Annotated in this window: 14 protein-coding genes; 13 read left to right on the top strand and 1 reads right to left on the bottom strand. The window is 47.3% G+C overall.

All coding sequences use genetic code 11. From position 1 onward, the window contains the following. Positions 1–83 precede the first annotated feature (83 nt). The 8 genes from G6R27_RS05460 to dnaB all read left to right on the top strand — a co-directional run bounded on the left by G6R27_RS05460 (position 84) and on the right by dnaB (position 8,198). Positions 84–1,322: an MFS transporter gene (locus tag G6R27_RS05460; protein WP_213820068.1), complete on the top strand. Its 1,239-nt coding sequence runs from the start codon at positions 84–86 to the stop codon at positions 1,320–1,322. 39 nt (positions 1,323–1,361) lie between these two features. Further along, positions 1,362–2,735: a Na+/H+ antiporter NhaC family protein gene (locus G6R27_RS05465; protein WP_420798196.1), complete on the top strand. Its 1,374-nt coding sequence runs from the start codon at positions 1,362–1,364 to the stop codon at positions 2,733–2,735. 202 nt (positions 2,736–2,937) lie between these two features. Further along, positions 2,938–3,237 carry a 30S ribosomal protein S6 gene (gene rpsF, locus G6R27_RS05470; protein ID WP_213820070.1) on the top strand — a complete coding sequence of 100 codons (300 nt, stop codon included), beginning with the start codon at positions 2,938–2,940 and terminating at the stop codon, positions 3,235–3,237. A 30-nt stretch (positions 3,238–3,267) separates the two neighbouring features. After that, the gene (gene ssb / locus G6R27_RS05475; protein ID WP_213820071.1) at positions 3,268–3,786 is read left to right on the top strand and encodes a single-stranded DNA-binding protein; all 519 of its coding nucleotides are present in this window, start codon (positions 3,268–3,270) and stop codon (positions 3,784–3,786) included. Between the two features lie 26 nt (positions 3,787–3,812). After that, positions 3,813–4,076 (top strand): 30S ribosomal protein S18, encoded by a 264-nt coding sequence (gene rpsR / locus G6R27_RS05480; protein WP_213809430.1) that lies wholly within the window; start codon positions 3,813–3,815, stop codon positions 4,074–4,076. A 102-nt stretch (positions 4,077–4,178) separates the two neighbouring features. Further along, positions 4,179–6,203: a DHH family phosphoesterase gene (locus G6R27_RS05485; protein WP_213820072.1), complete on the top strand. Its 2,025-nt coding sequence runs from the start codon at positions 4,179–4,181 to the stop codon at positions 6,201–6,203. A 49-nt stretch (positions 6,204–6,252) separates the two neighbouring features. After that, positions 6,253–6,705, top strand: a complete 453-nt coding sequence (gene rplI / locus G6R27_RS05490; protein WP_213820073.1) for a 50S ribosomal protein L9 — start codon at positions 6,253–6,255, stop codon at positions 6,703–6,705. Positions 6,706–6,707: 2 nt separating this feature from the next. Beyond that, the gene (gene dnaB / locus G6R27_RS05495) at positions 6,708–8,198 is read left to right on the top strand and encodes a replicative DNA helicase (RefSeq protein WP_213820074.1); all 1,491 of its coding nucleotides are present in this window, start codon (positions 6,708–6,710) and stop codon (positions 8,196–8,198) included. A 44-nt stretch (positions 8,199–8,242) separates the two neighbouring features. On the opposite strand, the gene G6R27_RS05500 is transcribed toward dnaB, so the two are convergent. Next, positions 8,243–8,749 carry an aminoacyl-tRNA deacylase gene (locus G6R27_RS05500; protein WP_213820075.1) on the bottom strand — a complete coding sequence of 169 codons (507 nt, stop codon included), beginning with the start codon at positions 8,747–8,749 and terminating at the stop codon, positions 8,243–8,245. Positions 8,750–8,829: 80 nt separating this feature from the next. On the opposite strand from G6R27_RS05500, the gene G6R27_RS05505 reads away from it, so the two are divergent. The 5 genes from G6R27_RS05505 to yycF all read left to right on the top strand — a co-directional run bounded on the left by G6R27_RS05505 (position 8,830) and on the right by yycF (position 15,213). Next, positions 8,830–9,558, top strand: coding sequence for a GntR family transcriptional regulator (locus G6R27_RS05505; RefSeq protein ID WP_213820076.1), 729 nt, complete (start codon positions 8,830–8,832; stop codon positions 9,556–9,558). A gap of 221 nt (positions 9,559–9,779) precedes the next feature. Beyond that, positions 9,780–12,233 carry a phosphoketolase family protein gene (locus G6R27_RS05510; RefSeq protein WP_213820077.1) on the top strand — a complete coding sequence of 818 codons (2,454 nt, stop codon included), beginning with the start codon at positions 9,780–9,782 and terminating at the stop codon, positions 12,231–12,233. 159 nt (positions 12,234–12,392) lie between these two features. Beyond that, a complete protein-coding gene (locus tag G6R27_RS05515) occupies positions 12,393–13,214 on the top strand; it encodes a Cof-type HAD-IIB family hydrolase (protein ID WP_213820078.1) in 822 nt (273 codons plus the stop codon). A gap of 106 nt (positions 13,215–13,320) precedes the next feature. Further along, positions 13,321–14,301, top strand: coding sequence for a ribose-phosphate diphosphokinase (locus G6R27_RS05520; protein WP_213820079.1), 981 nt, complete (start codon positions 13,321–13,323; stop codon positions 14,299–14,301). 201 nt (positions 14,302–14,502) lie between these two features. Beyond that, complete coding sequence (gene yycF / locus G6R27_RS05525) at positions 14,503–15,213, top strand: response regulator YycF (protein WP_213820080.1); 711 nt, start codon at positions 14,503–14,505, stop codon at positions 15,211–15,213. The last annotated feature ends 50 nt before the right edge of the window (positions 15,214–15,263 follow it).

A 15,263-nucleotide genomic window follows, 5' to 3' on the forward strand; every position in this document is an offset into this window, starting at 1 on the left:
AAATGGAACTTAGCGAGTTTTTTCCTTTTTAAAATGAGAAAATCACTGTGATATACTAATAAAAATAACCTAGGGGGCTAAAAATGGCGGTAGCGCAAGAGAAGAAATTAAATGAAAAATGGCTTTTGCTGGCCAACTTAGCCGCCAATACCGGGCATGCGATGATTTGGCCGGTGACCACCCTGCACATGACCTTGTCTTTGGGACAGAGCCTGACCATGTCTGGTTTGGTTTTATTAGTTGCGGCTTTGATGAACGTCTTGGGGTCTTTTGTTGCTGGGCAACTTTTTGATCGATGGAAACCTTATCCGGCACTGTTAGGGGCTACCGTAGTGGCCTTCTTGTCGGTCGGCACACTCTTTTTCTACAATGGCTGGCCGGTTTTTGCCATCTTGATTTGGACGGCTTCCATTGGCCTTGGTGGGATTACGACACTCTTAAACGCTTATGCGACAACGGTCTCAAGTAAGAATACCCGGGTGATTTTTAATAACATGTACATTGTCTTAAATGTCGGGGTAGTTTTGGGAACGCTCGTGGTTGGCTACCTTTTTGATTACGGCTTTTCATGGTTGATGCTCATTGCTGCCACGCTTTATTTGGTCTTAGGAATTGTCGTTTCCATCTTTTTCAATGTCGAAACGACCCCACAGACCTCTGCGGTCTCAGCAGTTGAAGAAGCGGATAACGATAGCCTGATTGCCGATCAAGTGCAAGAAGAAACCAAACAAGAAGTGACGGGCCACCGGCCGAAGTTGAAGATGACCGCGTTGCTCTTTTGGATTGCCGGTTTCTTGTTGATCATGTACTTATCTTACATGCTCTGGGAGACCGCGATGGCGACCTACTTGCACCGAATTGGGATCTCCACTTCGCACTACGCCAACCTTTGGGTTCTAAATGGGTTGACGATCATCATTTTCCAAAAAATGATTTCGAACTGGGCCAACAAGCGAAATTATGCGATTTCAGTGATTTTAGGTGGGCTGATTTTTGCCTTATCCTTCCTTTTGATGCTCTTTGTCGGTCACTTCTGGGAAATTATTTTGGTCTTTGAATTATTGACGCTTGGTGAAATGTTAGCTTCACCTCAAGTACCAGCCTGGGTCGCACAGATCACGCCAAAAGAAGTTTCGGGACAAGCGCAGGGCTTTGTCGGAATGATGATCTCGCTTGGTCGGATGCTTGGGCCTGTCTATGGTGGGGTGATGCTCGACCACGGTTGGTTTGCCGGTCTTTTTATCTCGGTTTTTGCTGGCATGGTCTTGGTTAACCTTGGGTTGTATGTGGTCGCCAGAAAAACGAAGCGAAAACGTGCTTAAAGGAATGGACGACTGAAAATGTTCGGTCGTATGGTATGAATAATGAAAACAATGAATCGAAGCTTTGCTACTATTTTGTTGCTCGGTGTCGTGGCCATTTTGGCTGGGGGAATTATCGGCTTGGGCTTGGCGCCAATTGCGCCGCTTTTGGCCGCCATTGCCTGGGTGGTCTTGTTGATGCGCCTTTCTGGTGTTTCCTTTAAAGAATCGCAGGGGGCTTTGATCAAAGGGATTGAGGCGGGTATTGCGCCCCTTTTTCTTTTTTTGTTAATCGGTGCGATGATTGCGCTTTGGCTTGGAACTGGTGTTATTCCAACGATGATCTGGACTGGTTTTCGTTTGATTAATCCGCAGTGGTTCTTGCCAACGGCATTGCTCACCTCGGCTTTGGTCGGGACCATGATTGGCTCGGCTTTTACGACTTTGTCGACAGTCGGTGTGGCCTTGATGGGCATCGGGATTACCCTTGGCTTTAACCCGGCTTTAGTGGCTGGAATTATTATTTCCGGGGCCATTTTTGGTGATAAAACGTCGCCTTTATCCGATTCGACGAATTTGGCAGCGGCTGTCTCGGAAACCGATTTGTTTGCGCATCTGAAAAACTTAATGTGGACGACGATTCCAGCCATGCTGGTGACGTTGGTCCTAGCTTTTGCTTTTGGTTTTACAGGCGGCCATGCAATGGACGTGAGCGTTAAAACCGCTGCGGTGACCTCTTTGGTTACGCCAACGCTTTGGTCGTTGGTGCCGATTTTGTTGATTTTGCTGACAGCCATCAAAAAAGTACCGGCCATTCCCGCCCTCTTGATCAACGTGGTCGTTTGTTCTGCTTATTACCTGCTTTCCGGCCATTCGCTTCACGAATGGTCGAACCTGGTCGTTAACGGTTACCATACGAGCTCGCATAACCAAACCCTAATTGCGCTTTTGAATCGTGGGGGGATGGTGGCGATGATGGATACTGTCATGTTGATTATGCTGGCGCTTGGTTTGGGTGGTTTATTGTCGAATCTCGGTATTTTGAAGACGGTGATGAACCCATTGGTCTCCAAATTAAAGTCGCAGCGTTCGCTCGTCTTTTCAACCTTGCTGACAGGAATTGCGACTAATTTCTTGGTTGGGGAACAGTACCTGTCAACGATGCTGCCCGGACAACTGTTTAAAGAAGACTATAAGCGTTTTGGCTTGTCACCCTTGGCTTTGTCACGGGCCATGGAAGATTCGGGTGCGATTGCCAATTATCTGGTCCCTTGGGGTGTCGCCGGCGCTTTTGCCAGCCAGACCTTGCACGTCTCGGTTTTGGCCTTTGTTCCCTTTACTTTCTTGGCGTTGTTGTCGCCAATCTTCTCGATGTTGTCAGCTTTGACTGGCATTGGACTCCGTCAGGCAAATGGGCAGGTCAGCAAAAAATAATAATTTTTTTTAAAAGTCGGTGGGATTCACCGGCTTTTTTCGTATTATTGAGCGTAAGGGCTGAGTAGCACTCACGGTGGAAGGTTTGAAAGGCCCTTGCGAAATGTGCGTAAATTTAGTATATTTAATAGACGTGAGTGCAGATCCTGCACGCACTCCTTGCAACCAACCGGTTGCCAGAGACCAAAAGGAGGAAAAATCAATGACCACAGCATACGAATTAACTTATATTATTCGCCCTGATATGGAAGCTGATGCCAAGAAGGCGCTCGTAGAACGCTTTGACGGTATCTTGACTGACAATGGCGCGAACGTTTCTAAGTCAGCTGACTGGGCCGCTAACCGCCGTTTCGCTTACGAAATCGCCGGTTACCGCGAAGGTACTTACCACGTGGTTGAATTCACTGCCGATGTAAACGACGCAGCCAACGAATTCGACCGTTTGGCTAAGATTTCATCTGACATCTTGCGTCACATGATCGTAAAAGTAGACGAAAAGTAAGTGTTGATTCCACCGGGAGGGACCTAAAAGATGATTAATCGAGTAGTTTTAATTGGACGGTTAACCCGTGATGTGGAATTGCGCTATACCCAGTCTGGGGTGGCGGTTGGTTCCTTTACGATTGCCGTAAACCGGAACTTTACCAACGCCAATGGCGACCGTGAAGCTGACTTTATTAACGCCGTGATCTGGCGAAAGGCAGCGGAAAACTTTGCCAACTTTACTGGTAAGGGGGCCATGGTCGCCATCGAAGGTCGTTTGCAAACGCGTAATTACGAAAATAACGCTGGCCAACGTGTTTATGTGACCGAAGTTTCAGTCGACAACTTCTCATTGTTGGAGTCAAAGGCTGAATCGGAACGTCGCCGCGCACAAAACGGCTCATCTTCGGATCAAGGCGCTTCGTTTGGTGGTAACAACGGCCAAGCAGCCGATCCATTTGCAAACAGCAACCAAAATAACAATCAAAGTGCTAGCTCAAATGCTAATCCATTTGCAGCCAACACCAATTCGGAAATCGACATCTCCGATGACGATTTGCCATTCTAAATCCTCATAAGAAAGGAGCATTTCTCATGTCAGAACAAAACGCACGTCCACAACGTCGTCGCCCACAAGGCGGCCCACGTCGTCGCCGTAAGGTTGACTACATTGCAGCCAACCACATCGAATACGTTGACTACAAGGACACGGAATTATTGGAACGTTTCATCTCAGAACGCGGTAAGATCTTGCCACGTCGTGTGACGGGAACGTCAGCCAAGAACCAACGTAAGGTAACGGCCGCTATCAAGCGCGCCCGTATCATGGCGTTGTTGCCATTCGTCACGGAAGACTAATGGTTTTAAAGCAGAACTTCGGTTCTGCTTTTTTTGTTGCCATAAAGGATGGGGTGAAATATGGTAAAATAAGCCTAAGTGTAAAAGATTGTTGAGGGGAAAATGAAGACATTTTTAAATATCGGGGCTTTAACCCGCTATCAACAGAATAAGACTTTTATGATGTCCGTTGTCATGGCAAGCGTGGTCACGCTTATGTCACTGGGGCTAGCGATCTTTTTCAATTGGATCTTTGGTCTGGTCTGGCTATTGCTTTTGCTAATAATGGCTGCTTTTTTGATTCGTCACTTGATCTTTTCGAGTCAGGATTCAGAAGACTATCTGGAAGAACTGACCTATCGGGTAAAAAACGGGCAACAAGAAGCCGTTTTGCAAATGCCCGTCGGCATCATCCTCTTTGATGAGGAGCGGGTAGTTTGGGTTAATCCCTATATGCAAGAACTCTTGGGTGACCGGGATATTATTGGTAGCACGTTTTTAGAAGAAGAACCTGAAATTCAATCAGCCATTTCAGAAGAGGGCCACCCGACGATTAACTGGTTGAATCGTTTCTTTGAAGTTGATTACCAAAAAGAATTTGGCGCGCTATACCTGTTCGACACCTCTGATAATGTCGCTTTGGAGAAAAATTTGGCGGACCATCGGTTAGTGACCGGCATTGTTTCGGTTGACAACTACGAAGAAGTGACCGAAGGAATGCCAGATTCTGAGACGTCCAAGTTACGTACAGAAGTGACGGAACAGCTGACCAACTGGGCCAAGAAGTACGAACTTTACGTGCGACGCTTGACACCAGTCACTTATTTGTTGATGGGCTATCAAAAGGATCTGACCCGTGCTGAAGATGACAAGTTCTCAGTTGTCAAAGCCATTCGTGAGGCGACCGCCCAGCAAAACTCACCGTTGACCCTATCCATGGGAATTGCTTATGGGGAAAAGGATATCAACTCCTTGGTTCAATTGGCACAAACGAACTTGGACCTGGCCTTGGGTCGTGGTGGCGATCAAGTGGTTGTGAAGGCCGAAGAAGCGCCAGCGCGTTTCTACGGCGGAACGACCAATCCAATGGAGAAGCGGACACGGGTTCGTGCTCGCGTCATTTCACAAACGGTGGCCGAATTGATTGACCAAGCCGATCAAGTCTTTGTTGTTGGGCATAAGATGCCGGATTTGGATGCGGTCGGTTCTTCGATGGGCATTTGGCGCTTTAGTCAAACCCGTGATAAAAAGGCCTATGTGGTTGTGGATGAAGAAAACATTTTCTCAGACATCCAGTCACTGTTGAAGGCCGCTCGCAATGCCGATCCCGATGATCCGACACCAGGTGTCGATTTGGGTGCTTCGGTGATTAATCAAAAAGAAGCCTTGGATTTGGCAACCGACCAATCACTTTTGGTTCTAGTCGACCACGCCAAGGAGCAATTGACAGGCGCTCCTGAATTACTAAAAGAATTGGGCAACCGTTTGGTGGTCATCGATCACCATCGTTTGGCAGAGGATGGTTTAGCTGAAAAGCCATTACTGACCTACATCGAGCCCTATGCTTCTTCGACTTCTGAGCTGGTGACGGAATTACTCCAATACCAGAATCAAAAGGGCGCACCAATTACGCGCTTGGAAGCAACGGCCATGTTGGGCGGTATTCAGGTTGATACGAAGAACTTTGTCTTGCGGACGGGTTCAAGAACCTTCGATGCGGCTTCCTACTTACGCGCTAACGGGGCGGATAACGAGTTAATCCAGTCCTTCTTGAAAGAGAAGTTCTCGGACTTTAAGGCTCGTGCTGAGTTGGTCTCGGCAGCTGAAGTGCGAAACGATGCGGCGATTTCGGTCGGCAATAACGAAAAAGTCTATCCCGGTGTTATCACGGCGCAAGCCGCTGATGAATTGTTGCAAATCGAGGGTGTCAAGGCATCCTTTGTTTTGACAAAGCGTGATGACGGACGAGTCGGCATCTCGGCTCGTTCCAATGGCGACTTTAATGTTCAGACAGTCATGGAAGACTTGGGTGGTGGCGGTCACCTGTCCAACGCGGCGACGCAGATGACAGACGTGACAACAAAAGAAGCCCGTGATCAGTTGGTTCAAGCAATTGAAGGACAAGAAAAAGAAGAAGCGTCGATTTAAGTCATAATTGATAAAAGACGCGCTACCTCATCGAAAAAAGGAGGCAAAAATGAAAGTTGTATTTTTGGAAGATGTCAAGGGACGTGGAAAAAAGGGCGAAGTGAAGAACGTGCCAGATGGTTACGCCAATAACTTCCTCATCAAAAATAAAAAGGCCGAACCTGCGACCGGCAAGAACCTCGGGGCGGTCAAAGGCCGTCAGAAGGCTGAGGAGAAGCAGGCTGCTGCCGACTTGGCTGCTGCCGAAAACCTGAAGGCTTTCTTAGAAGACGAAAAAACCGTCGTGAAGGTGCCAGGTAAGGCGGGGACGGATGGTCGTCTTTTTGGGGCAGTATCGTCCAAGCAAATCGTTGCGGCCTTGGAGAAGCAATACCAGGTCAAGTTGGACAAGCGTAAGTTGCTGTTGCCACAACCAATTCACGCTATGGGCTTTACGTCCATTCCAGTTAAGTTGCACAAGCAAGTCCAAGCGGAACTTCGCGTCCACGTACAAGAGGGGTAATCATGGCTGACGTTTCACTCATGGCCAATGAATACCGGCAGGCGCCCCAAGACATTGAAGCTGAAAAAGCGGTCTTTGGGGCGATTTTCTTTGATGTCCACTCGGACGCTGCAATGGTATCTGCTCAAGCCATTTTGGAGCCAAAGGACTTTTACCGGACGGCGCACCAAGAAATTTTCAAAGCCATGCAAGCCCTGGTCGATGACGAGCGTCCGATCGACGTTTTAACCTTGCAGGACAAGTTAAATGCCAATCAGCAGTTGGAAAATGTCGGGGGGATGGCTTATTTGGCTGAATTAGCCGAATCGACGGCTTCGGCTGCTAACTTGAAGCACTACGCCAACATTGTGCACGAAAAAGCGGTTTTGCGTCGGTTGATCGATACGTTGACCAAAAATATGTCGTTGGCATACGATGGTGCAACGGACTCGACTGAATTATTAGAAGAAGTTTCACACCAGGTGGACCAATTGGCCCAAAACCGTGGAAATGATGACCTTCGGCGCATCGAAGACGTGATTAAAGAATTTCAAGAAAACCTGGATGCGGCATCGGAAAATGATTCGGACATCGTCGGTCTTGCAACAGGCTATCAAGAATTGGACAAACTCACCCACGGTTTCCGTGAAGATCAGATGATCGTTATTGGTGCGCGTCCGGCTGTTGGTAAGACGGCCTTTGTCTTAAACATCGCTAAAAACGCGGCTAAGTCCGAAAAGGTGCCGGTGGTTGTTTTCTCACTGGAAATGGGGGCCGTCGACCTGGTGACCCGGTTGGTCGCTTCTGAGGGCGGCATCGATTCGAACCACTTGACGACCGGTCAAATGGATGATGACGACTGGGCTTCTTTGACGGTAGCAACGCAGGCGCTGTCGAACATGAAAATTTATCTGGACGACACACCGGGTATTCGCATCACGCAAATTGCGTCCAAGCTTCGCCAGTTGGAGAAGGATCTTTTGGCCAACATGTCAGAAGAGGAACGGTTGGAAAATCCACACCCACTTGGTCTGGTCATGATCGATTACCTTGGCTTGATTGAATCGGGAAATACTGAAAGTCGTCAGCAGGCGGTCTCTGAAGTTTCGCGCTCGATCAAGAAATTAGCAAAGGAATTGCATACGCCAATCATCGCACTGGCCCAGCTTTCCCGTGGTGTCGAGCAGCGAACGGATAAGCGTCCGGTTTTGTCTGATTTGCGTGAATCTGGCTCGATCGAACAGGATGCCGACATTGTCGCTTTCTTATACCGTGACGATTACTATCGAAATGAAGATGACGAGGATGGGGGACCTGCTGGTCCAGCTGAAGCGGAACAGGATTCGGTACCAATAGATGTCATTTTGGAAAAGAATCGTGCCGGAGCAAGAGGAACAGCGACGTTGATGTTCAACAAGCCGACCTTTAAGTTTGCGGATCGCGCACCAGAATACCGAGCGGGTGGGCCTGAAAACGGGCCGATCCCACCAGCTAACATGACGAATTCCTGGTAAAGAAAAACGCCTGACTGTTTTGATACAGTCAGGCGTTTTTAATATTAGCTTGTTTCTTCCGTCAAGTCTTCAAAGGAAGCACCAATCATTTTTCCTAAGTCTTTTGGGTTCAGCTTATCCGAATGGCCAAGTTCACCAGCAGAGACCAAAAAGAAATCGGCATCTTCAGCGTGCTTATCCAGGAAGATAGGAAAGTGTTTGTTCTGCCAAATTCCGACCGGATTGTTGGCCCCGTGGACGTAGCCGGTAGTCTTTTCCAAGTCCTTCATCGGCAGCATGTGGACCTTCTTGTTGCCGGAAACCGCCGCCAACTTTTTCATGTCCAAACGTTCGGTCAAGGGGACTACCGCCACAACTGGACCGGTCTTGTCGCCTTTGGCAGCCAAAGTCTTGTAAATATCGGATTCTTGGATGCCCAGTTCGCTAAAACGGGCTTTCTTTTCCTCTTCGGTCAGCTCCAAGGCATTGATGGCCAATGATTCGTAGGCCACTCCATGCTTGTCTAAGACTTGTTCTGGAAGTGTTTTCTTGTCTTTTTTCTTCTTTGCCATAGTCTTATTCTAGCATGACCGTCAAGCGAGCAAAAGAACGCTTAAAAATTGGTCGGACCAATTTGTGGTAAAATGAGACCATGACAGAAGCAAAATATGTAACGGTGCAAGCCGATATTAAAGCAAAAATTTATAAGGGCGCATACCCAGACTTAAAATTGCCAGACGAGCGTTCCATGGCAGAAGAATACGGCGTTTCTCGCTCGTCGATTAAGCGGGCCTTGAACGTCTTGGTGCAGCAGGGGATCATCTTTAAAAAGCGTGGTTCGGGGACATTTGTGAACCCGTTGTACCTTAAAAACCAGGCGATCTTCCAGCATGAAGGGTCGAACTTGGGCGTGTCGGATTCCTTTCGAATTAATGGCCAGGCGCCATCGATTGAGTTGCTTGATTTTCGTGTCATTCAGGCGAATCCAGAACAACAATCCGCTTTGTTTTTGAACGACGGGGACTTTGTCTATGAGATCAAGCGGTTGCGGAAGTTAAACGGCGTGCCTTTTATGATCGAGTACGGCTATGTGCCGATTGCCTTATTGCCCGGATTAAAAAAAGGGGATGTCACCCAATCCATTTATGGTTATGTCGAAAAGGAAAAGAAGAAGCAGGTGACCCGTTCCTTCATGACCATTATGGCCGCTCCTTCAAATGAAGAAGAACAGCAGTTGTTAAAACTAAAAAAGACGGAACCGGTCGGCATCATGGAAGGAATCTTTTTTATGGATGACGGAACGCCGTTGGAGTATGCCAACATGCGCTTGCACTATGAATATTTGCGCTACAATGCCTTCGTCTCCTTAGGATCTGAATAAAAAGTCCAAGCGCTCAAGCGACTTTTAGAAAGTTGTCGGGGTGCTTTTATATTGGACCGGTCCAATTATATTTTGGGTTCGACCAAAAATGCGAAAGTTGCGTGTGAGAGGGCGTTTTTCTTGAAACCCATTTAATGTGCAGATATAATAATACTTGTAAATATTTAACCGAAGGAATGCATCAAGCACCCTTCGTGGAAAGAAAAAGGAGTACTATTTACATGGTTGATTACAACTCAAAAGAGTACTTGGAACTCGTTGATAAGTGGTGGCGCGCAACCAACTACTTGTCAGCTGGGATGATTTTTTTGAAGTCAAACCCATTGTTCTCAGTTACTAAGACGCCAATTCAAGCTGAAGACGTGAAGGTTAAGCCTATCGGGCACTGGGGAACGATCTCTGGTCAAACTTTCTTGTACGCTCACGCAAACCGTCTGATCAACAAGTATGACTTGAACATGTTCTACATCGGTGGTCCAGGACACGGTGGCCAGGTAATGGTAACCAACGCCTACCTTGATGGTGAATATACGGAAGATTACCCAGAAGTTACACAAGACTTGAAGGGTATGTCAACGTTGTTCAAGCGCTTCTCATTCCCAGGTGGAATTGGTTCCCACATGACGGCCCAAACACCAGGTTCTTTGCACGAAGGTGGCGAATTGGGTTACTCATTGTCTCACGCCTACGGTGCTGTGTTGGATAACCCTGACCAAATTGCTTTTGCAGTTGTTGGTGATGGGGAAGCCGAAACTGGTCCATCAATGACGTCATGGCACTCAATCAAGTTCTTGAACGCCAAAAACGACGGTGCTGTTTTGCCAATCTTGGACTTGAACGGATTCAAGATTTCGAACCCAACGATCTTCTCACGTATGTCAGACGAAGAAATCACAAACTTCTTCAAGGGTCTTGGATACTCCGCTCGTTTCATCGAAAACGACGACATCCACGACTACATGGCTTACCACGAAAAGACGGCTAAGGTTATGGATGAAGCCATCGAAGACATCCAAGCTATCCAAAAGGATGCCCGTGAAAACGGCAAGTACGAAGATGGTACGATTCCTGCATGGCCTGTCATCATCGCTCGCTTGCCTAAGGGTTGGGGTGGACCTACACACGACCTTAAGGGAATGCCAATCGAAGATTCATTCCGTGCCCACCAAGTGCCATTGCCTCTTGGCCAAAACAACTTGGAAACGTTGCCACAATTCGAAGAATGGATGAACTCATACAAGCCTGAAGAATTGTTCAACGCTGATGGTTCATTGAAGGATGAATTGAAGGCTATCGCTCCTAAGGGCGACAAGCGTATGTCTGCTAACCCAATCACGAACGGTGGCCGTAAGCGCGGCGAAGCTTTGAAGGACTTGGACTTGCCAGACTGGCACAACTTCGTAAACGATATCAACGATGATAACCGTGGAACGTTGTTGCCTGACGCCAACCACAACATGGACATGTTCACTTTGTCAACGTACCTTGAAAAGGTCATGCAAATGAACCCTAAGTCATTCCGTTTCTTCGGACCTGACGAAACCATGTCAAACCGTCTCTGGTCATTGTTCGACACGACGAACCGTCAATGGATGGAAGAAGTGAAGAACCCTAACGACCAATTCGAAGCTCCAGAAGGTCGTATTTTGGATGCTCAATTGTCAGAACACCAAGCTGAAGGTTGGTTGGAAGGTTACACGTTGACTGGACGTGTTGGAATCTTCGCATCATACGAATCATTCTTGCGTGTTATTGACTCAATGCTTACGCAACACTTCAAGTGGTTGCGTCACGCATCAGAACAAGCATGGCGTAACGATTACCCATCATTGAACGTCATCTCAACGTCAACTGCATTCCAGCAAGATCACAATGGTTACACTCACCAAGATCCAGGTATGTTGACTCACTTGGCAGAAAAGAAGTCAAACTTCATCCGCCAGTACTTGCCAGCTGATGGTAACGCTACGTTGGCCGTGATGGATCGTGCCTTCTCAGAACACTCAAAGGTTAACCACTTGGTTATCTCAAAGCAACCACGTCAGCAATGGTTCTCAGCTGCTGAAGCTGAAGTCCTTGCTAACGAAGGTTTGAAGACGATCGACTGGGCATCTACTGCACCTTCTGGTGACGTCGACATTACCTTTGCATCTGCAGGTACTGAACCTACGATCGAAACGTTGGCCGCCTTGTGGTTGGTTAACCAAGAATTCCCATCAGTTAAGTTCCGTTATGTAAACGTTGTTGAATTGCTCCGTTTGCAAAAGAAGTCTGAAGCAGCTGGAAACGACGAACGTGAATTGTCAGCCGACGAATTCAACAAGTACTTCCAAGCTGATACACCAGTTATCTTCGGATTCCACGGATACGAAGACTTGGTTGAATCATTCTTCTTCGAACGTAAGTTCCGCGGTGATGTATACGTTCACGGATACCGTGAAGATGGTGACATCACGACGACTTATGACATGCGTGTTTACTCACACCTTGACCGCTTCCACCAAGCGAAGGAAGCTGTCGAAGTCCTTTCAGGACGTGGCGTAATCGACCAAGCTGCTGCCGACACATTCATCGCAAAGATGGATGACATCTTGGCAAAGCACTTCAAGGTTACCCGTGAAGAAGGACGTGACATTGAAGAATTCACGAAGTGGCAATGGTCAGCTTTGAAGTAAGCTGAACACCTCTTCAAAAGAGCTAGCGAAAGCTGGCTCTTTTTTTGTGGATAAAAAGCGGTTTGATCGTTCTTTTCAACAACCAATCGCTTGAAAAGTCGGGCGAATTTGGTCGGCTTTTTTGCTATAATAGGCCTAATTGAGAAAGGGACTTTTGCCATGACAGAGATCAAATTAATTTCCATTGATATTGACGGGACACTTTTAAATGATAATCGAGAGATTACAAAAGCTGTTAAAGAAGCCGTTAAAATGGCCAGCGAACAAGGTATCTACGTTGTCATTACGACGGGACGTCCGGCTACCGGAGTCAAAGGAGTTATTGAAGAACTGGGTCTCGTTTCTGACAAGCAGTACGTCATCACCCACAATGGGGGCATGGCCCAAACGACAGATCACAGCGATGTTGTCTATCACGAAACCTTACCCTGGGATTTGTTTAAGGAGGCAGAAGCCTTTGCCAAAGACCAGAAAAGTTACTTGCAGATTGAGTCCGACGAGTACGCTTACACGATGGATCGGGAGCAAAATGTGTTCGTTTCCCAAGAAAACTACGTGGTGCAGTTGCCGTTGAAGGTGGTCGATTCGTTGGCTGACGTCGCGGATGTTCCCTTTGTGAAAGCAATGTTGATTGGAGAAGAAGGCTTCATGGACCAAGTGCAAGCACAGGTGCCAAAGAAGCTGCTGGAACAAGCTAACGTGGTTCGGTCAACGCCGAATAATTTGGAATTTATGAACAAGGCGGCGTCAAAGGGTGCTGCCATGATGGCGTTGGCCAAAAAATTGGGGATTGATCCAAAAGAAACGATGGCCATCGGCGATCAAGAAAACGATGTCACAATGATTCAACAGGCCGGAATTGGTGTTGCCATGGGAAACGCGGTACCTTTGATTCAAAACGTCGCTGACGTGCAAACCACTGACAACAATCATGATGGGGTCGCCAATGCCATTAAAAAATTTGCGTTAAAGCAAGCATAAGAAGTGTTAAAGGGAAGAGGAGAGCGAAATGCGCTCCTCTTTTTTAGACGTTTTTTGGTATAATAGACAGGTAATCTCTTAAATGATGCTTGGAGTATATGAATCTATGTCACAGGAAAATATTAAGCTCTTTTCTCTCTCATCGAATCACCCGTTAGCTGAAAAGGTCGCTGCTGAAGTTGGCGTGCCGCTTTCAGATATTTCGGTAAAGCGTTTTGCTGATGGTGAAGTGCAGATTAACATTGAGGAATCCGTTCGTGGAGCGAACGTCTTCGTGATTCAGTCAACGTCACAGCCCGTCAATGACAACTTGATGGAATTGTTGATCATGATTGATGCCTTGAAGCGTGCTTCTGCCGAACAAATCAATGTGGTCTTGCCTTACTATGGATATGCGCGCCAAGATCGGAAAGCTCGTTCCCGCGAACCAATTACGGCTAAGTTGGTGGCCAACATGATCGAACGCGCTGGTGCAACACGCGTTATGGCTTTGGATCTGCACGCCGCCCAAATTCAAGGTTTCTTCGATCTGCCAATGGACCACTTGCAAGGGGCTCCTTTGCTGGCTGATTATCTGATCGAAACGGGGATTGCTGACAAAGAAAACGCCGTTGTGGTCTCGCCAGATCACGGTGGCATGACGCGTGCTCGTAATCTTAACAACATGCTTGGTCTGGATGCACCGGTGGCCGTCATTGACAAACGACGGCCAAAGCCAAACGTGGCGGAAGTTGGTTCGATTGTCGGCGATGTCGCTGGTAAAACGGCGATCATGGTCGATGACATGATTGATACAGCCGGAACCATCACGCAAGGTGCACAACTCGTTTTGGAACACGGCGCAAAAGAAGTCTACGTGGCCGCTTCGCATGCGGTCTTCTCCGGACCGGCTCTGGAACGTTTGCAAAATTCTGTCTTCACCAAGGTGATTGTGACCGATTCGATCAACTTACCGGACTCCAAGAAGTTCGATAAGTTGGAAATTGTCTCCGTTGGTGAATTGATTGGGGAAGCCATTCGCCGTGTCTCAATGAACGAGGCCATTTCACCGCTCTTCAAGCACCGCTTCCGTCGTCGCAACCAATAATTTCGTGCAAAATTGAACGAAATGCTGGTCTGACGAGAGGCTAAAAAAATCAAAAGCATTTGAAAAACACTAGTAGAGGCGTTTAAACATTGTCTCACTGGTGTTTTTTTTGTGAAGTTTTATAGCAAAAAAGTCAACATAGTAGGTAAGTATGTTACAATAACCCATATGTATTAATTTTTTTATATGGAGATGGGGTTTATGTATAAAATCTTAGTCGTTGATGACGAAAAACCAATTTTAGATATCATTAAGTTCAACTTGGTCAAAGAAGGTTACGAAGTTGTAACAGCAGCTGATGGCCAGGAAGCATTGGATATGTACCAGTCTGAAAACCCCGATTTGGTGCTCTTGGATCAGATGCTGCCGGAAATTGAAGGAATTGAAGTCCTTCGTCAAATTCGTTCTAAGGACAAGACACCGGTGATCATGGTGACTGCCAAAGATTCTGAAATCGATAAGGTGATCGGGCTTGAAATGGGGGCCGATGATTACATCACGAAGCCATTCTCAAATCGTGAATTGGTTGCTCGTGCGAAGGCCAACTTGCGAAATCGCCATACGCCGGGTCAAGCCGATGACTCCTCGTTGACACAAGATGATATCCAACTGGGTAATTTGGTTATCCATACCAAGACCTACATGGTGACAAAAGACGGTGTTGACGTTGAATTGACGCACCGTGAATTCGAATTATTGGCCTACATGGCCCAGCACATTGGGCAAGTCATGAACCGCGAAAATTTGCTTCGCCAAGTTTGGGGATACGATTACTTTGGTGATGTGCGTGCCGTCGACGTGACGGTTCGCCGTTTGCGCGAAAAGATCGAAGACGTTCCGTCACATCCAATTTGGTTGGGGACTCGCCGTGGGGTTGGTTACTACCTGTCATCAGGAAAGCAAAGCCGATAATTTACAATTAAAGGAGGACAGGGCTTAGCCAGTCTGCGAATATGAAAATT

Source organism: Fructobacillus papyriferae (genome assembly GCF_018437225.1).
Taxonomy (GTDB): Bacteria; Bacillota; Bacilli; order Lactobacillales; family Lactobacillaceae; genus Fructobacillus; species Fructobacillus papyriferae.